Source organism: Aliikangiella aequoris (genome assembly GCF_053709105.1).
Map to the genome: position 1 here is coordinate 703,459 of NZ_CM132298.1, position 18,286 is coordinate 721,744.

Here is an 18,286-nt window from a genome sequence, read left to right on the forward strand (position 1 = left end):
CCTTTACAGTTTAGACTTTACGGTTAAATTTTTAGCTAGCTGCAAAAAGGCATTATCTACGTTTTTTCCAGACTTTGCACTGGTATAAAATACATTTTGATTAGGAAGTTTAAATTGATCGATATCGGCGTCTGCTAATTGCCATTTTTCAGTTAAATCGGTTTTGTTAACCATTAAAACCACTTCAACGTCTTGTAAAGTCGCAGGTAGCTGTTTTAAAATTTTTAATGCCTCATTGAGTGACTGAGGTCGGGTGCCATCAACTACAAGTGCAATTCCCGATGCACCTCTTAAATAGGATTGCTTTAGCTCGGTAAACACGTCAACGCCTTCTATGTCCCAAATAAGCAATTGAACTAGCTCATCATTTAGAGTAATTGATTTTTTGTCAATTTTTACCCCAATAGTGGTATGGTATTTTTCTTCAAAAATACTTTCCACAAATTGCTTAACTAAACTCGTTTTACCTACGGCGAAAGCGCCAATTAAACAAATTTTTTTACTAATCATCGTTTGACTCTAAGTGTTGATTTTGGGGAGCAAGTTCTGGTGCAGCATGAAATACTTGTAAGCTCACTCTGCGTTGCAATTCATTAGGCACTAAGGGGGAAGAGCGATCACCATAACCCCAACTAATCACGACATCTTTTTCTATTCCGTTTTCGAGCAAAATTTGCTGGACTAGCCGTGCTCTATTTTTACTTAACTCAAGGTTAGCTAGTTTGTTTCCATCATTGTCAGCAAAGCCCATAACGCTTATTTGAAGTATTTGAGTTTGAGCTAACTCCTGATTATCAAAGCACCACTTAAGCGCGGCTATCATTTGATTTAGCTTTGCTGCGCTTTGCGAGTTAAGCGTAGATTGGCCACTCTCAAAATAAAGACTGGTATTTTGTACCATTTGAAGCTTTTGATTAAATTGTGACTTAATCGCTTCAACTTTTGATATTGGTGGTTTGATACTGAGCTGTGAGTCGTCTAACTCGCTAAATAGTGAAACCACTAGAGGATCAGACTTTAACTCTAATATTTCTTCTTGGGTTAGACTTCCGATTACCTTTAGAGAGGGCAGCCCATTGTTAGTCACTACCTTAAACTGGGCGTTAAATTGGTTTCCTAAATAGCCAAGATAAACTCGTGGGTCATCTAAACTAGTACTTTTAGATGCAAGCTTAAGGTTAATTAGCTGACTAGAAAGTGACTTTTCTAAGTGTTGCTGAGGCAAAGCGCCTGGACTTCGTAAAGCTTCAACAAACAGTTGATTGCCTTTGATGGTGTAATTTATCACCTGGTAGCCCGCGCTTTGATTAATGTACTGCACGGCTTTTTTGGCTTGTTGTTGAATCTGCCACTTCTGCCACGAAAAATAGCCACCAGTTAAAAATAATGCGCTGATAAGCGCTATCGCGAGCCAGGGTTTAGATTGCTTAATTGCTTTGTGCTTAGCCACTAAAAGTTTGCGTAAGCTAGTCGAGCTAGATTTAAATTCAGCGGTATCGCCCTCAAATTGGTTTAACGAAGTCGCGTAATCTTGGTGTAACTCTTCTAAAGCGACATCCATACTTTGCTGAATTTTGGTTGGCGGTGTACCTCTGACAACTAATGCTAGAATTGCTAATGGGCCGCTTGAAATTAAAATGCTTAAGTCGCCAAATTGAATAACGTTAAGATTCTGATCTTGGCTATTAAATGAGTCAGAAACAAAGTCAGTGATAGCGGTTAACATGGCAGAAACAAGATCTGGATCTTGATGATAAATTCCATCGCTAATTTCACTATGAAGCAACACGCCTGTTTCACTGTGAATAAAAAAGACTTGTTCTACTCGATACTCGATAGTTTGAATTAAAACAAATTCTGCATAGCTAATGCCTAATCTCCAAGCTTTAATTCGCCAAAATAGAGAGCGAACACTCAAGCTTTGTTGAAGTACCGAGTTAAGTGTTTTTAGTAAATCGGCAAAAGCGCGACTTACTGCTTTACGCACGGCAGGCCCAATCACTGGAAAAATGACATTGGTGATTTTTTCCGGATTTGACTTAATAGAAGCATCTATCGAGGACTCAATTACCGGAGCCATTGCTTCACTCAGAGAACTATCTCTTCGTGCGCTTTCGGTAAAAGCATCGGCAAGCACATCACTAACGCGCTCTTTTTGTGATTTCTTTATTTGCTCAAGAATGGCAGCTTCGTAATCACTGCCTAGCAGTAAACTGCGTAACTGCAGATACTCATCATCGACAGTTGATTCTTCATTGTCTGCCGTATCTGCGGACATTTAATTAGTCCTCATTACTCGTAAGGTTATTCGCCATACCTTCTAATAAATGAGCTAAAGTTTTTCGATCAGCCTTATTTTGACTTAGCTCTGCAGCGGTATGATTGATCTTTTGGGTCAAGTCAGACACATCTTTGGCAAGGCTAGCTAAAAGCTGTTGGGTATTGGTTTTTATTTGTTGATGGGTTTCATGCAGTTCGGTTTGGGTTTCTTGTTGATACTGATTAAGCGCTTTGCTTAGTTGGTTAATGTTGTCCTCTAATATACCTTCTTGCGCAACGTGTTCTACACGGTTAGATTCGATTAGTTCTGAAAGGCTTTGATGACTTTCTGTGAGAGCTTGTTGCAATGAGTGGTTTTCTTTATTGAGCTTGTCTTCTAAGTTATTGAGCTTTGTTATAACACTCTCATGATTCTCTGCGATCATTTTGTGTAAGCTTTGAACTTGTTCACCAAACAATAAATCTCGTATTGAGTTTAATTGGCTGGAGTCGCTAGTCGGTGATTGAGTTGGTGGTGTGCTTTTTTTACTATTGGCTTTAGTGCTTTTCGATTTTGCCTTTGATTCATTTGAGTTCTTTTGGCTCATAACACATCCCTATAAATCCGTAAGCTTTATGCCTTGCAAGTGGCCGGAACAATAAACACAGCTTGAGTTGATTGTAAGCCTTGTCAAAAAGTAATAGGTAAAGCTTTATTTTTAATTGAGTTACTACGAGTAGTAGTATTTAAATGTACTCCTATTTATTATATAAATCCAGTAGTTACATCAATAATGGCTTTGTTTTTATGGGCAATTCAGGTTTTGATTTAGGTGACTTGATAGCAAATACTTTTCAAATTTAAGCGGCTTTTCTAAAGGTTAAATTTATACGAGAAGTTAATTGAGGGTTTAGCGGGTCGGCTTTAAGTGTTTTTATACCGTGATAAATTAATCGAGATTTTCCGCCCCAAACCATAACGTCGCCATCGAGCAGGAGATAGCTTTTTTGGACACCTGCGCGCTCTTGCCCATAAATTTGAAACACCGCTTGTAGGCCCAGTGAAACAGAAACAATTGGCCAATTAAAGTCACTTTCGTTTTTGTCTTGATGACTTCCGAGTTTTGAGCCAACTTGATAATGATTAATTAAACAAGCGTCGGGTACAAAGTCTGCAAAGCCAGCTCGCTTAGCTGCTCGATTAGCAATTTCTGAAAACGCTTTGGGCATTGCTGGCCAAGCTCGCTGGCTTAGTGGATCTGTTTTCGAGTAGCGATAGCCGTTAATGTCTGAAATCCATCCCCACTCTCCGCAATTGGACACTGGGATGTTGGTTAAATGCCCCATTGGGGTTTGCATTTGACGAAACTTAGATTGGGCTATTATTGGCGGAATAAGCGCCAAAAGTTGCTCACTGTCAGCAAATTTGCTCAAAACAAAGGTCTGCGGATAAATTTCTTCAATTTCCGGACGGGCGCTTTGGAATAAGTCAGACATAATAAGAGGTAACGAACAAAGTCAGGTTGATTGTTTTATTTTGTCGGATCTCATATGCTTATGCAACCAAGAACAAAGCCAATAGAAGAAGGCTACAATGAATGGGGGAGAGGCGATTAGCCGTTATAATGACTTGCGCAATCAAGTTTTGAACAAGCCTGAGCTTTTTACGGCCTGCCATGAATGTGATTTGTTACTACGCTTGCCAGAACCAGAGTCGTATAGCAAGCTTCAGTGTCCGCGTTGTGCTCATGTTATTAGCCGTTTTTTTAAGCACGGACAAGATAAACTATTGAGTATGAGTATTGCTGCTTTAGTGGCTTTATTTTTGTCTTTTTGTTTTCCATTTTTAACTTTTATTAGCCGTGGCAGCGAGCGCACAGTGAGTTTGCTCGATAGCTTAAAAAGTATTGGTGAATTCCAGTTTGAAAGTGTGTCTCTGTTAATGTTTGCAACCATCACAGTGATACCCTGTATCTTTTTGATGTTAATTGTGGGCGTGATAGCGGCTTTAAAAATGGGCAAAGCCCATTGGCCCTTAGCTTCAATGTCAAAAATAATTTTTTTGCTCAGTCCGTGGAATATGGCAGAAATATTTTTAGTTGGAATTTTAGTCAGCTTGGTTAAAATCACCTCGATGGCTCAAATTAAGATAGGGCTTTCTTTTTATGCATTTAGTTGCTTTATTCTATGCTTAACTTTTGTTATCTACTTTCTTGATAAACATCAGTTTTGGCGTTGGCTGAAAGACTCTATCGATTTAAAGGAAAATCAATGCAGCGAATAACCGCAGCATCAGTTGGGCTTGCTTGCTGTGAAAACTGCTCACAGTTATATCCTAACGAGCAGGCAAGCTGCCCTTTTTGTGCGAAAAAACGGCATAAAATTAGGTCAAAGAGCCTTCAAACGAGCGCTGCTTGGCTTTTGACCGCGATTATTCTTTATTTTCCTGCAAATCTCTACCCGATAATGCAAACTAACTTTTTGGGTGAAGTGACCTTTAGTACCATCATTGGCGGGGTGGCGACTTTATGGATGCAAGGGTCATACCCTATTGCAGTGATTATTTTTATCGCAAGTGTGGTAGTACCCGTTGGTAAAATTCTGACTTTAGCTTGGCTGCTATTTTCAGTTAATAATAACCGTCATGTGGATAGGCTTCGCCATCAAAAGCTTTACCGAACTACTGAGCTTATCGGTAAATGGTCGATGGTCGATGTGTTTGTCGTGGCGATTTTAGTGACTCTCATTCAAATGGGACAAATGATGAGCATTTATCCTGGGCCAGCTGCGTTAGCATTTGCAGGGCTAGTTATTGCGAGCATGCTGGCGGCATTAAGCTTTGACAGTCGGCTCATTTGGAAAAATAATAAGAGTGAATAATTTTTATAGCCAAGCACATTAAGATTATAAAAAGGTAACCACAAATGTTTGTTAAAACTAGAGACTATTTAAATAATAAAAGGCCGTAGTGAAAAATTATGCAAATAGAAAATAATATAGAGGCAGCAGAGGAGTCAGAAGATAGCAAGCTATCTGCTATTTGGCTGGTGCCACTTGTTGCCGTACTGATTGGTAGCTGGATGTTCTGGTATAACATTGCAACTCGAGGCGCTGAAATAAAAATTACTTTTGATACAGCCGAAGGAATTGAAATAGACACAACTAAAATTAAACTAAGAGATATTACGGTAGGCAAAGTAACCGATTTAGAGCTAGCCCCTGATCTTAACCAAATTATTTTAACCGCTCGATTAAATAAAGACACTGACAAGTTATTAAAGTCTGATACGCAGTTTTGGGTGGTTAAGCCAAGAGTCGCAAGAGGGGGAATATCTGGACTAACTACCATACTTTCTGGCGCTTATATTGAATTAACGCCAGGCACTGAAGGTGAGTACCAAACAATATTTAAAGGGCTGGAGCACCCACCAGTCACGCCAGCAGGAACGCCTGGTTTGCATATTACTTTAGACAGCGACGGGCTAAGAGCTATGGACGTAGGTGACCCTATTCTTTTTAAAGGGATCCAAGTTGGTCAAATTGAATATGTGCACTTTAATCCAGAGGAAAGAGTCGTTTATTACGATACCTTTATAGAAAGCCCGTATGACAAACTGATTACTAAGAATACAAGGTTTTGGGAAATAAATGGTGTTGAACTAGATATGTCGGCCGATGGTTTTAAAATGCAAACCGGCACTTTAGAGACAATGCTAGGTGGCGGGGTGGCATTTGATGTGCCAGCAAATTTGCCGCGAGGAGAGGTTGTTACAGAGCGAGCTTATTTTACAATTTACCCGAATAAAGACGCCGTTAGAGAGCAGCAGTATCGAAATGCACAACCCTTTATTTTACTATTTAAACAGTCTATTCGAGGGCTAAAACCTGGTGCTCCAGTGGAATATAAAGGGATTCGTTTAGGCAGTGTCGTACGCACGGATATTAATTATCCAGAAATGGGTGATCTATTAGATCAGAATGCTTTAATTCCTGTGCAAATCAAACTTGAACCTGCGCGCCTCGGCTTAAAAGATAGTAGCGAGGAATTGAGTAAAGTTATTACCCAAATTGAATCATCAATAGGTAAAGGCCTACATGGGTTTTTAAGCACTGGAAGTTTATTGACGGGCAGTAAATATATCGAGCTTCAATTTGTCGATGGGGCGGTAAACAGTTTACAAACCTTTGGTGATATAAGCGTAATACCAACGGCTGCTAGCGAACTCGATAATTTACTTGTAAGTATGAATAATGTGTTGAGCAAACTAGAAAAATTGCCGTTAAACGAGTTACTCGAAAATGCCTCGCAAACCTTGCAAAAAATTGGTTCTACCGCAGACTCATTTGCTGGAGCTGGAGAAGGCTTAAGCCAAATGTTGCATCAGCCAGAATCTCAGCACTTAATTAGAAATATTAACCAAGCACTGCAAAAGTTATCTCAGGTTGCAGAGGACTACGCCCATGGCTCAAAAACTCAACAAGACTTAGGCAATATGTTGAATGCTTTAGAGCAAGCGTTGAAAGACCTTTCGCCAGTTTTACATCAGTTGCAATCGCAACCCAATAGTTTGATCTTTAGTGGTTCTAAAAAACAAGAGCCACAACCCAAAGCTAAAAATAAGGAGTGATAAATGCCACCAAGAAATAGCCTTTTAGGTTTTAGTTTATCTGTCTTTATTTGCTTGCTTATAAATGGGTGCGTTAGCGAGCCTAAATTAATTCAATTTTACGGGCTACAAAGTGCAGTAGTGCACTCATTTGCTGAGATAAAAGCCGACCTTGCTAAAGATCGTCCTGTCATCTATATCGCGCCAGTTAAGCTAGCTGAGTTTTTGCGAAAAAAAGGTTTGGTGCTTCAAACTGCGCCTTATCAATACTTTATTTCACAACAGCACTTATGGGCAGAGCCACTTGAGCAAAATATAAATCGTGCATTTCAAGCCTTACTGCAAGCTAGCTTGGCAGAGTCGAGCTCGGTTAATTGGTTGGTTGAAAATGCGACAGCATATGGGGAGCAACACGCGTTTTACCGAATTGAGTTGGCGATTGACGGCTTTCAAGCAAATCATGCCAATCAAGCCTTAGTTAGCGGCACTTATTGGATTTTTGACCGAGAGCAGCAATTGGTAACAAAGCAGTCTTTTCACTTGGCGAATGAATTAACCCAAGATGGATATTTACATACGGTAGAAAAGTTAAACTTTGGGCTTGCTCAGGTGGTTAAGTCAATTGCCGCAGAGCCAGCGTTTGAAACTAAGCAATAAAATATGAAAATTAAAAAGTGAGAGAGCTTGTGAGTAATAAAATTATTGGCGTTATGTTAATTGTAGTGGGTGTTGCTTTGGCTTGGTGGGGTTATAATGTTTATGATGCGGCTATGTCACAGATAGAAAGGGCATTGAGCGGCAGTACGCCAATAGAAGCTTGGGTTGGGCTGGTTGGTGGAGCTATTGTCATTATCGTTGGTTTATTTAAATTAAAGTAAGCTAACTTAAAGCTTAATATTGCTATGAGTTAAAATTTTGATAGCAAGATGTTACAATTTAATCCCCAAAAAAAGTCAATACATATGTTCAAATATCCTTTGTGGCGACACTTTTTGCATTAAGCCAATGCACGAAACTTGAGGCAACTTTTATAGTTGCCTTTTTGCTAAAATAATTTAAATAACAGAAGAACCTATTATGAAAAAACTACTTAGTCTACTAGCAGCTGCTCTTGTGAGTACTCTGTCTTTTGCCGACGAGGGGATGTGGCAGCCTCATCAGTTACCTAGCATTGCTAAACAGCTTAAAAAAGCTGGGCTAAAGCTAGATCCTAAGGACCTAACTCAGCTAACCGGGTTTCCTATGGGAGCAATTGTTTCTTTAGGGGGTTGTACGGCATCTTTTGTATCGGACAAAGGACTGGTCGTCACTAACCATCACTGTGCTTATGGCTCAATTCAATATAACTCAACGGAAGACAACAATTTGCTAGAAAATGGCTTTTTAGCTAAAGCCTATCCAGAAGAGCTTCAGGCTGCACCAGGTAGCAGAGTTTATGTGACCGAAAGTATTAGCGACGTGACCAAACAAATGAAGTCTGGGTTAACTGCCCAAATGACCGGAAATCAGCGCTATCAACAGCTTGATCTTCAGTCTAAAAAATTAGTCGCTGAATGTGAAAGTGACAAAGCATATCGTTGTTCAGTCGTTAATTTTCATGGTGGACTTGAGTACTATCTTTTTAAGCAGCTAACCATTCGTGATGTCCGCTTAGTTCATGCACCAGCAAAAAGCGTAGGTAAATATGGAGGTGATATAGATAACTGGATGTGGCCACGCCATACTGGAGACTACGCTTTTTATAGAGCTTATGTTGGCAAAGATGGCAAACCTGCTGATTATAGTGAAGATAATGTACCTTATGAGCCTAAGCATCACTTAAAAGTTAATGCGAAAGGCGTTAATGAAGGCGACTATATTATGGTTTTGGGGTATCCCGGAAGCACTAACCGATACCGCACCGCAGCAGAAGTCATTCACTCATTTACCCAAAGCTATCCTTTATCAAAGGAATTAATGGGGTCAATGATTCAAAATATTAAAGATAACTCTGCCGAAGGAAGTGATGCCAGAATTAAATATGAAAGCATGCTTGCGGGTCTCGCCAATTACGAAAAAAACCGTGGCAGTATGATGGAAAGTTACCATAAGGGAACTACCGAAGCGCGTAAATTAAAGCTGAGTAATGATCTGCGAGAATGGATTAATGTTAACCCAGCGCGTAAAGCGCAGTATGGCGATGCTGTCGAAAAACTTGATGCGCTAGTTAAGCAGTCACAAATAACCGCTAAGCGAGACACACTGCTTAGTTATATGGCATATGCTTCGCAAATGATGACTACTGCGACGCGCCTGCACCGTTTAGCTATTGAAAAACAAAAAGATGACATGCAGCGAGAAAGTGGTTATCAAGAACGTGATATGAATCGCTTTACTCAAGGAATGAAGCGGATTAACCGACGTTTTGATGCGAAAGTTGAAGTAGCCATGCTATTTAACTTGGTAGACCGTTATGCGCAGTTACCTAGTGAGCAGCGTATCGCAGAAATTGATCGTTTTTTTGGTTTTGACGATGGTTACAACCCTAAGCAACTTAAATCTAAACTAGTGACTATGTATGAGAAGACTGACTTAGATGATGAGTCGGTTCGTTTAGCTTGGATGAATAAATCGGTTGAAGCGTTTGAAAACAGCAGTGATCCTTTTATTCAGTACGCTGTGAAAACTTTTGAAGCGCGTCAAGAGCTTGAGAAACAAGCAAAAGAAGAGTCAGGTCAGTTTAACGCGGTAAGACCACAATACATGGAAGCGATTATTGCTTATAACCAGTCGAAAAACCTGCCAGTTTATGCCGACGCTAACAGTACTTTAAGGATCACTTACGGTAACGTAAAAGGATATTCTCCAGTTGATGGAATGCAAGCTGTACCATTTACTACTTTAGAAGGTATTACTCAAAAAGACACTGGGGTTTGGCCATTTAATTCACCTAAAAAGCAGCTCGAATTAATTCAGCAAAAGAAGTACGGCAAGTATGCCGATAAAAAGTTGGGCTCAGTTCCGGTTAATTACTTAGGCACTCTAGATATAACCGGTGGAAACTCTGGTTCACCTACTTTAAACAACAAGGCCGAGCTAGTTGGTTTAGTCTTTGACGGCGTTTACGAAAGTATTATTGGTGACTGGGATTATGATCCTTCGTTGAACCGCTCAATCCATGTTGACTCTCGTTATATGCTTTGGGTGATGGAGCATATTGACGGCGCGAGCAACTTAATTAAAGAAATGGATATCGTAAAATAATAAAGCTTGCCAAATAAGTTTGAGTATTAATCATAAAGTACTCAAATCAATCATAAACTACTCAAAACGCTAACATCCCCCCTTATAAAGGGGGGAATCAATAAGTTCTAGTCTACAGATGGCAGGTTTAATTAATCAGCAGGGTTTGAACGTGAAACTTTCGCTTTTTTAAGTGGCTGATTTAAATTATTTATTTTTGACGCAAAAGCCTTTTTTGCATATGAGATTTACTGCCTAGAATGAGCTGTTAATTGTCTGAATATCGAAGAGCGATCAAAAGAATTGTAGGAAGATTTAAACGGAAGAATCACAAGTGTATATTTCTCTAACGATTTAGAGATCTATTTTCGATGTGATCACTATCTTGCTATGTTACCAAATTAGTCTCCAATATCGCTATAATTCAAGTGACATATAAGCCATAGCATTATCAAAACCCCCACAACTATTGTATTAAGAGCAGGGGCTAAATGTTATGCAGCAAAACTTTTGAGTTAGTTTAGTTCAAGCCTTGCTAGATTAATCTTTATTGGTTCTGTTTCTATCGTGAGGGGCAAGAAAATTGATCTCTGGGCCCGCAGCGACAATGCCGTTAGGGTTAATTGTTGGGTGGCTCATATAGTAGTGTGACTTTATATGTTCCATATTAACGGTTTCCGATATTCCAGGCTGTTGAAATAAATCGCGCAAGTAACTGGCAATATGAGGAAAGTCCTCGATTCGTTTTAAGTTGCATTTAAAATGTCCTACATAAACGGCGTCAAACCTGATCAAAGTTGTAAATAATCGCCAATCAGCTTCAGTAATACTGCTGCCGGTTAAATATCGCTGTTGAGCTAGAATTTTTTCTACCCATTCAAGCGCTTCAAAAAGACGGTAAACACTATCTTGATAGGCCGATTGAGTCGTGGCAAAACCTGCCTTGTAAACTCCATTATTAATGTCGTTATAAACACGCTGATTGATTTGGTTAATTTCTGATTGTAACTGTTCTGGGTAGAAGTCTACCGGCTCGGCCCCTAAACTATCAAAGGCGCTATTAAACATTCGCATAATATCTGCCGATTCATTGCTTACAATGGTGGCATTTTTCTTGTCCCATAAAGTCGGTACTGTAACGCGGCCGCTATAGTTTGGATCGGCTTGGGTATAAACCTGATATAAATAGTCAAAATTAAAAAGGTGATCTTTAAGTTGTTGGTTAGCGGGCCGAAATTCCCAACCGTTTTCTTTCATCGCATAGTGAACCACCGAAACACTAATAAACTCGTTGAGCTTTTTTAGCTGCCTCATTATTAGGGTACGGTGAGCCCAAGGGCAAGCGAGTGAAACATACAGGTGATAACGATCTTTTTCTGCTTTAAAACCTGCTTTACCTGTAGGGCCAGCAGAGCCGTCTGCCGTAATAAAGTTTCTAAACTGCGATTCTGAGCGTTTAAAATGACCGCCGTTTTGCTTTGTATCGTACCATTTATCTTGCCATTCACCGTTTACTAATAAACCCATTTTGCCTCCTATAATGCTTGGCCTAGTGTATATTCCAATTAATCAGTTAAGCGGCCGTTTTGATAGTCGCTAAAAGCTTGATTGATTTCTTCGCGAGTGTTCATAACAAAAGGTCCCGCACGCGCAACGGATTCATTTAAAGGTTTACCTGCTATGACTAAAAAGCGACTCTTTTGTTGTGCTTGAATGGCAATGTTTGCACCTTTGGTTAGTACCCCAAGTTCGCCTGCAAGTAATTTGTTGTGAGCCTGCGGCGCTGCAGAAATCGGTATGGCAGAAAGCGTGCTAATTTCGCCTTCGATCAAATACATAAATGCATTGTGAGCTTCGTTTAGGCTTTCACTCAGTATTCCATTTGGTGGTAGCGTTACGTCCCAGTATGTTGGTGAGACTAAAAGGTTTTCAATAACGCCCTGTGTCCCAGCTTGAGTCTGTCCGGCAATAACTTTAATGCTTCCGCCTTCAGCCAATATCTCTACAGGAATTTTTGATTGATCTAACTCTTGATATTTGGGGGCTGTCAACTTGTGTGATGCAGGTAGGTTAACCCAAAGTTGAAAACCTGCTAGCAAGCCTGCTTCTTGTTCTGGCATTTCTGAATGAATAATACCTTTACCTGCTGTCATCCACTGAATGCCGCCAGGACCAATAACCCCTTCATTGCCTGTACTGTCTTGGTGGCGCATTTTTCCTGCCAGCATATAAGTCACTGTTTCAAAACCTCGGTGGGGGTGCGCTGGAAATCCGCCAATATAATCAGCTGCATTATCGGAACCGAATGCATCAAAAAGTAAAAAAGGATCTAGCTGATTGAGTTGCGGTGAGCCAATCAATCGAGTTAACTTTACACCATCGCCATCTGAGGCTAAATTGCCTTTAATGACTTTCTCAATTTGTCTAAATTGCTTCATGTTGACCACCTTAAACATTTTTTATAACAACTTCAGTTTTAGTGAAGGCAAAGTATTGTAAGACGGTAAAATCGTCAATGCTTTTACCGTTCCCGCCTGTTTTTTGCGTTTTGTTTAATTGGTTAGGCTTGACTCTGGTTCTTGGTTTGCAAATTGCTCTGCATTAAATTGATTTGCGTCAATGACGGTAACATCTTCAATTCCTATAAAGTTCATAATTTGCTTTAAGTAATTCGTTGCAAAGTCTAACGAACTTTCAATTGGAACGCCGCCAGACGCCATGACCAAATAGGCTTTTTTACCTTTAAGTAAACCCTCGGGACCATTTTCAGTATAGCGAAAAGTTAGCCGTGCACGCGCAATTAAATCTATCCAAGATTTAAGCGAGGCTGGAATGCTAAAATTATAAATAGGAGACGCGATTATAAGATGCTGCGCACTCTTCAGTTCGGTGACTAACTGATCAGAAAGTGACAGTGTTTGTAAGTCTTGCTCAGTGCGTTCTTGTTGTGGGGTAAAGTTAGCGCTTATCCATTGCTCGTTGACAAAAGGTAATCCTGCTGCTGTGTCTCTTTTAACAAGCGTAGCGTTTGGATTTTGTAAGCTTAAAGTTTCGCTTACTTGTTGCGCCACATTTCTAGTAACAGAATTAGCATAGCGGCCGCTTGAATTAATTAACAATATAGATTGTGACATAAAAACTCCTCGCCTAGGATTGGCTAAGTTTAAGTGTTAGGGTTACTCGGCTTTAGTTAAACGATGGTCAAGAGATATTTCACCTGGACCGCGCGCAACTAAAAATAAAAAGCCACCAGCAATGGCAAAGTTTTTAAGTAGCATCGAAGTTTGCATTGAATTACTCAAATCAAAGTGAAATAGCAGTCCAGATAAAATGCTAAAGCCAGCTAACAGAAAAGCAGAAAATCTTGTGTAGTAGCCCAAAATAAGTGCTAGCGAGCCAAAAACTTCTAACCCAATTGTCGCGGGCAGTAATTGAGCGGGAACACCCATTGACTCCATATAAGTCGCAGTCGCAGAGTAATGAACAATTTTGTTGATGCCGGCACTTAAAAAGATACTACTAATCAGAATTCGGCCAGTTAAAGCGCTGTATTGATTGAATCGGTTCATCGTCATTTCCAGTCGGTTATTTTCTAAAATTATTTAATTGAATTGATGAATTGATTATAAGCTTGATTAAAATTAGATAAACAGGCAGAATTTGAAATCACTGTTCACTTTATTAGAACAATAAGCTGCGTGGGCGATTATTCGAGTTAAGGCGGAGCTCTCATTCAGCTATGACGCCACTCAATGCGAATCATGTTAGGTTTACTAAGCGGTTAAAGGAGCTAGTCATAGAATGAACCAGTTTGAAGATATGCAAGCTTTTGTGCGGATTGTCGAGGCTGGTAGCATTACCAAAGCTGCTGAGCAACTTAACATGGTTAAGTCAGCAGTTAGTCGACGCCTAAATCAGCTTGAGCAAAGACTAGGAACCTCTCTTTTAACCAGAACAACTCGTCAACAAGTATTAACGGAAGCAGGGCGAAGCTATTACTTGCAGTGTTTACGCATTATTGAAGATGTCGCTGAAGTTGAAGCTGAAATAAAGAATGAGCGTTGCGCCTTGGCCGGAAGAATAAAAGTGGCAGCACCATTATCTTTTGGCTTAGCGCATTTAAGTGCGCCTTTACGTCAGTTTAAAGAAGCTCATCCCGATATCACCTTTGAAGTCGATTTTAATGATCGCCAAGTTGACATTGTAGAAGAAGGATTTGACGTTGCCATTAGAATCGCAAATTTAAAAGACTCTAGTTTTATTGCCAAAAAAATAACGAGTATAAAACTCATGTTGTGCGCAAGCCCTAGCTATCTTGCCCAATATGGCACACCTGAGAAGCCGCAAGATTTACGCCATGGTCATGTCAAGCTGCACTATACCGGTGCGCCAGAAACTTGGCGTTTCAAAGACAGCAAGGGTGAACCATTATTGCTAAAAGTCGCTACAAGTATCGCGGCTAATAATGGTGATTTTTTATGTCAGGCTGCGATTGATGGGCAAGGCATTACGCTAACGCCCGACTTTGTCTGTTACCAACCAGTGAAGTCTGGGCAGTTAAAAACATTACTTGCAAATCATTTAATAGACAATGAAATTAATGCTTATGCGGTGTACCCACACAACCGTCACTTATCGCTTAGGGTAAGACGATTCATTAATTATTTAGCCGACTATTTTGGTGACACACCTTACTGGCGTGTTTCCAGTTAATTGCGGCAAAAGTTTTCACACTCTATTCTTGGCTTAATATTTGATGCGTTACTGGCGTATTTAAGCCAATGGATTTTTGTTTGCTAATCGCCAAAGCACAAGTTTGTATTGCCGATTTTGCATCTACTATTCGATAAGGGTTTCTTACATAGTAAAGCAGCCGCCAGGTGACCGCGTGATCACCGTTTTCAACTACGGCAATCTTGGGCTTGGCTTCTGCGTTTATAGCATTTTCACTTTGAACACTTGTTTTCCAAACTAATAGAAGAAACTCTTCTACTTGTTTAGGTGAATGTTCGTATGCAATTTTAAAATCTAAAAAATCGCGTACGCCATTTTTTGCACAATTAGAAAGAGTTTCTACGGTTGAGTTACGCAACTTATCGTTAGGAATAGTTATTTCGTGCTTTTGAACTAAGTCTCTTACAATGGTTTGTGAAAGTGTAATTTGCATAACAACACCCAATAAGTTGAGTTCTTTTACGCGGATAACACTTCCCGCCTCAACCGAGCTGTTATAGTGCATGATCAAGCCAGAAATCATGTCACCTAAGAAATAGTCTTTTGCGGCGAAGAGTAGTAGTAAAACGCCGCCGATCACCGATGTCGCTTGCAACCAATTATTCAGCTCCCAAATGTTAATAATGACCAAAAACGCAATTGACGAAACCAGTATGAGGGCAATTAATCCAATGATTTCACTGGCATATGATTCACCATTGACTAATTCGCCATCAATTTCTTTTTGTTTACCAAAGCGGACTACTATCCAGCCTTGAATATAGTGCATAACAATATAGCCAACTAAAATAGTTAAGCCGGTTTGTGAAATTTGTTGTAACTGGCTTATGGCAATACTAAAAACACTTTCTACAATACCCGCGATGGCGTAAATTAAAAAAAGAGCTAAGTTGATTGCGCGTAAACCGAGCATTCTGTTGCGCAAGGTTTCGCTGGTTGAAGCTTTGGCTGAGCGCCGAATAATATAACCAGCAAACAGAAAAACAAATAAGTTTAAGCCAATAACGGTGTAATCCAAAAACTGAAATGGCAGTTTTTCGGCGATATGATGAAGGGAGTCTATCGACATTGAATAGGTTCCTGTTATTTTTATAATGTAAGTCCAATCATTTTAGTCTAGTGCTTACGGCGCTAGCTCTAAACTATCAAAATATAATGATAGACTGGCTTTGTTGTCTACTAAAAAAAAACTTAATGACGCAATGTTATCCATTGCCATTAATCTATGTTGGGGGGAGTTCTTTATTTCTGCTATGGGAATTTCGAACTGATTCCAACCAGGGACGATGGTTATTTTTTTATTCATGCGGTCGCTAAACTTAAAGCCTTTTTGGGTATGTAATTCATCGTAAATTTTGGTCACCAACTCAACCTTAGTTTGATTAGGATTGAAAATTCGAAATTTAAAAGCACTAAATTTTTCCCAGTTTGAATTAAAGTATTTTAAAGTAACGGTGGGGTAATGAGCCGGTAAAAATTCAACTTTAAGTACTGAGTGCTGTGATATTTTCGTTAGCTCAGTGCGAGTTCTGTTATTTTCCCAGCGTAAGGCTTCGCTATTGCGCTCAAAACTAGCAATAACGTTGGGGGTTTGATTTATATACCATTGGTCGAGACTGTGTGAAATAAACGAGTGAGAGGCTATCAACATAATAGCAAAGGCTAAAATTGCGCTTCGCCAAAATGCCAGCTGTCGGTAAGCTTGTTTTTGTTTGCGGGCGCTATTAGCCAAATAAAGACACACCCCACAAAAAACGCCAAGCAAATCGTTAAAAATATCTTGGATTTCAAAATTTCTTTGAAAAAGTGGTTGGAGTAGCTCACTGATCAAGCTTAAAAAACTACCGACAAGAACAACAAAAATAATTTGTGGGCGATTGGAGCGACGCTCAAAAAGCTGGCAAAGTAGATAGCAAAACACGGCAAATAAGAAAAAGTGTCCAAGTTGAAGCACTTGGTTAAGTATTCGATTTTCGGAACTAGGCAGGCGACTAAACAGCAGTAGGGGAGATGCAAAAGTCACTAAAATTAGCCCCCAGTAGTTACGAGCGGCTAAAAATGCAGGCTTTAATGAGCTGAAATTTCCCATAAGTTAGTGAACTCGCAATCCTTTGTGTTAAGTGTGTTACTAGCGGCTTGAGCGAATATTAATCTAAGTCAAATAGAAACTTTCGCATTCGCCATAGCCAAATCCCAAAATAGCCGGGTAGCGCATAAAGAGCGCTTAATATAAGTGCTAGCGCTAAACTGTAAAAAAGCCAAGCAGTCAATGCTTCTGCAAATAAAATCAGTGTGGCGCTGAAAATCAATGATAACAAAGTGCCTATTGCTAATCGCTTTAATTGAGTTATTGGCGTTAATGCCATATTTCTAAAGTGCGCTTTTATAGACTGTAAATTCATTGGCACAACAAATTATTTAGGCTTTAATCGAGTTATCTTGGGTGAATATTAGCACTAAGTCTCGCCTCTTTACAGCAGAGATAAAGCCTGACCTTGAGGGGGCATGTAAATCACTAACGCTGTTTAACCGCTGGAGTAGCCAAGGCTAAAAAATATAAGTGATGCTTCGCCAACAGAGTAAGCTTTAGCCGTTGCTGAGACTAAAGCTTTTGTAACGTAAATAACGGCAATGGGAGTTAAATAAAGTTGCCCGTTAAGGCATTAATAATAGGGATTCTCGCCTTTTTGGTGTTCAGTTACATCACGGACACCGGTTACTTCCGGCACTTTTTCAAGTAGAGTTTTTTCTATTCCATCTTTAAGTGTGACGTCCGCCATGCCGCAGCCTTGGCAGCCACCACCAAATTGGAGTACGGCTATGCCTTCTTTAGTTAACTCGGCAAGCGCAACTTGGCCACCATGGTTGGCCAATTGTGGATTTATTTCAGACTCTATAATGTAACGGATTCTATCGACCGCAGGAGCGTCGTCGTCAACTTTTCTTGCTTTGGCGTTTGGAGCCCTTAAAGTGAGTTGACCTCCCATATCATCGGTTTGGTAGTCAATTTCAGCTTCTTCTAAGTAAGGACCACTTTCTTCATCAACAAAGGCGGTTAATTCACCAAACTGAAATTTGTGATCATCTTTCTCTACAGCGTCTGGAGGGCAATAAGAAACGCCACACTCGGCATGTGGTGTGCCTGGGTTAACCACAAATACGCGGATACCTGTACCGGCTTCTTGAGTTGCGAGTAGTTTTTGAAAGTGCTCTTGTGCTGAAGGAGTAATATTAATCATAAATTTTATAGTTTGTAAGGCTTTGAGTTACTGTACGAATTGGGTGTAGTTTAACAGAATTTCAAGGGGGAATACCCAACTATTTTACTAAGTTATACATAACCATTGATTCTAGCGATTGTTAAAATAGGCTTTAACAATAAAGCTTACTCTGCCATCGACCTACCTGCGGTTAATTAGTAACAAAATCCTTCTGTGATTGATTTTAGTAGTTGAAGTACTTAT

Annotated in this window: 19 protein-coding genes; 7 read left to right on the forward strand and 12 right to left on the reverse strand. The window is 39.9% G+C overall.

The features are described 5' to 3' along the window. Positions 1-3: 3 nt before the first annotated feature. The 4 genes from ACUR5C_RS03130 to alkB all read right to left on the reverse strand — a co-directional run bounded on the left by ACUR5C_RS03130 (position 4) and on the right by alkB (position 3,756). Entirely contained in the window at positions 4-510 is a 507-nt protein-coding gene (locus tag ACUR5C_RS03130) for a Rab family GTPase (protein ID WP_454466893.1), read from the reverse strand. Continuing rightward, on the reverse strand, positions 503-2,278 hold the full coding sequence (locus ACUR5C_RS03135; RefSeq protein ID WP_454466894.1) for an OmpA family protein: 1,776 nt from the start codon (positions 2,276-2,278) through the stop codon (positions 503-505). Before ACUR5C_RS03135 ends, ACUR5C_RS03130 begins: the two co-directional genes overlap by 8 nt. Before the next feature lie 4 nt (positions 2,279-2,282). After that, positions 2,283-2,867 carry a hypothetical protein gene (locus tag ACUR5C_RS03140; RefSeq protein ID WP_454466895.1) on the reverse strand — a complete coding sequence of 195 codons (585 nt, stop codon included), beginning with the start codon at positions 2,865-2,867 and terminating at the stop codon, positions 2,283-2,285. Positions 2,868-3,120: 253 nt separating this feature from the next. Further along, positions 3,121-3,756 (reverse strand): DNA oxidative demethylase AlkB, encoded by a 636-nt coding sequence (gene alkB / locus ACUR5C_RS03145; RefSeq protein WP_454466896.1) that lies wholly within the window; start codon positions 3,754-3,756, stop codon positions 3,121-3,123. Between the two features lie 97 nt (positions 3,757-3,853). On the opposite strand from alkB, the gene ACUR5C_RS03150 reads away from it, so the two are divergent. The 6 genes from ACUR5C_RS03150 to ACUR5C_RS03175 all read left to right on the forward strand — a co-directional run bounded on the left by ACUR5C_RS03150 (position 3,854) and on the right by ACUR5C_RS03175 (position 10,109). Then, the gene (locus ACUR5C_RS03150) at positions 3,854-4,543 is read left to right on the forward strand and encodes a paraquat-inducible protein A (protein WP_454466897.1); all 690 of its coding nucleotides are present in this window, start codon (positions 3,854-3,856) and stop codon (positions 4,541-4,543) included. Continuing rightward, positions 4,531-5,139: a paraquat-inducible protein A gene (locus ACUR5C_RS03155; protein ID WP_454466898.1), complete on the forward strand. Its 609-nt coding sequence runs from the start codon at positions 4,531-4,533 to the stop codon at positions 5,137-5,139. Before ACUR5C_RS03150 ends, ACUR5C_RS03155 begins: the two co-directional genes overlap by 13 nt. Before the next feature lie 98 nt (positions 5,140-5,237). Further along, complete coding sequence (pqiB, locus tag ACUR5C_RS03160; RefSeq protein WP_454466899.1) at positions 5,238-6,887, forward strand: intermembrane transport protein PqiB; 1,650 nt, start codon at positions 5,238-5,240, stop codon at positions 6,885-6,887. Between the two features lie 3 nt (positions 6,888-6,890). Then, positions 6,891-7,523: a PqiC family protein gene (locus ACUR5C_RS03165; RefSeq protein ID WP_454466900.1), complete on the forward strand. Its 633-nt coding sequence runs from the start codon at positions 6,891-6,893 to the stop codon at positions 7,521-7,523. Positions 7,524-7,552: 29 nt separating this feature from the next. Further along, on the forward strand, positions 7,553-7,744 hold the full coding sequence (locus ACUR5C_RS03170; protein ID WP_454466901.1) for a DUF3185 family protein: 192 nt from the start codon (positions 7,553-7,555) through the stop codon (positions 7,742-7,744). A 199-nt stretch (positions 7,745-7,943) separates the two neighbouring features. Beyond that, on the forward strand, positions 7,944-10,109 hold the full coding sequence (locus ACUR5C_RS03175; RefSeq protein WP_454466902.1) for a S46 family peptidase: 2,166 nt from the start codon (positions 7,944-7,946) through the stop codon (positions 10,107-10,109). A 519-nt stretch (positions 10,110-10,628) separates the two neighbouring features. Here ACUR5C_RS03175 and ACUR5C_RS03180 read toward each other — a convergent pair. The 4 genes from ACUR5C_RS03180 to ACUR5C_RS03195 all read right to left on the reverse strand — a co-directional run bounded on the left by ACUR5C_RS03180 (position 10,629) and on the right by ACUR5C_RS03195 (position 13,657). Then, positions 10,629-11,615 (reverse strand): glutathione S-transferase family protein, encoded by a 987-nt coding sequence (locus ACUR5C_RS03180; RefSeq protein WP_454466903.1) that lies wholly within the window; start codon positions 11,613-11,615, stop codon positions 10,629-10,631. A 38-nt stretch (positions 11,616-11,653) separates the two neighbouring features. Continuing rightward, positions 11,654-12,526: a pirin family protein gene (locus tag ACUR5C_RS03185; RefSeq protein ID WP_454466904.1), complete on the reverse strand. Its 873-nt coding sequence runs from the start codon at positions 12,524-12,526 to the stop codon at positions 11,654-11,656. 114 nt (positions 12,527-12,640) lie between these two features. Further along, entirely contained in the window at positions 12,641-13,222 is a 582-nt protein-coding gene (locus ACUR5C_RS03190) for an FMN-dependent NADH-azoreductase (protein WP_454466905.1), read from the reverse strand. A gap of 42 nt (positions 13,223-13,264) precedes the next feature. Continuing rightward, entirely contained in the window at positions 13,265-13,657 is a 393-nt protein-coding gene (locus ACUR5C_RS03195) for a DoxX family protein (protein ID WP_454466906.1), read from the reverse strand. 232 nt (positions 13,658-13,889) lie between these two features. On the opposite strand from ACUR5C_RS03195, the gene ACUR5C_RS03200 reads away from it, so the two are divergent. Beyond that, positions 13,890-14,801 carry a LysR family transcriptional regulator gene (locus ACUR5C_RS03200; RefSeq protein WP_454466907.1) on the forward strand — a complete coding sequence of 304 codons (912 nt, stop codon included), beginning with the start codon at positions 13,890-13,892 and terminating at the stop codon, positions 14,799-14,801. A gap of 22 nt (positions 14,802-14,823) precedes the next feature. Here the strand turns inward: ACUR5C_RS03200 and ACUR5C_RS03205 are convergent, their stop codons facing one another. From ACUR5C_RS03205 to nfuA, 4 genes are all read right to left on the reverse strand, one after another. Then, complete coding sequence (locus ACUR5C_RS03205; RefSeq protein WP_454466908.1) at positions 14,824-15,891, reverse strand: mechanosensitive ion channel domain-containing protein; 1,068 nt, start codon at positions 15,889-15,891, stop codon at positions 14,824-14,826. Positions 15,892-15,945: 54 nt separating this feature from the next. Beyond that, complete coding sequence (locus ACUR5C_RS03210; protein ID WP_454466909.1) at positions 15,946-16,911, reverse strand: VanZ family protein; 966 nt, start codon at positions 16,909-16,911, stop codon at positions 15,946-15,948. Between the two features lie 58 nt (positions 16,912-16,969). Further along, entirely contained in the window at positions 16,970-17,224 is a 255-nt protein-coding gene (locus tag ACUR5C_RS03215) for a hypothetical protein (protein ID WP_454466910.1), read from the reverse strand. 261 nt (positions 17,225-17,485) lie between these two features. Further along, positions 17,486-18,061, reverse strand: a complete 576-nt coding sequence (gene nfuA, locus ACUR5C_RS03220) for a Fe-S biogenesis protein NfuA (protein ID WP_454466911.1) — start codon at positions 18,059-18,061, stop codon at positions 17,486-17,488. Positions 18,062-18,286: the final 225 nt, after the last annotated feature.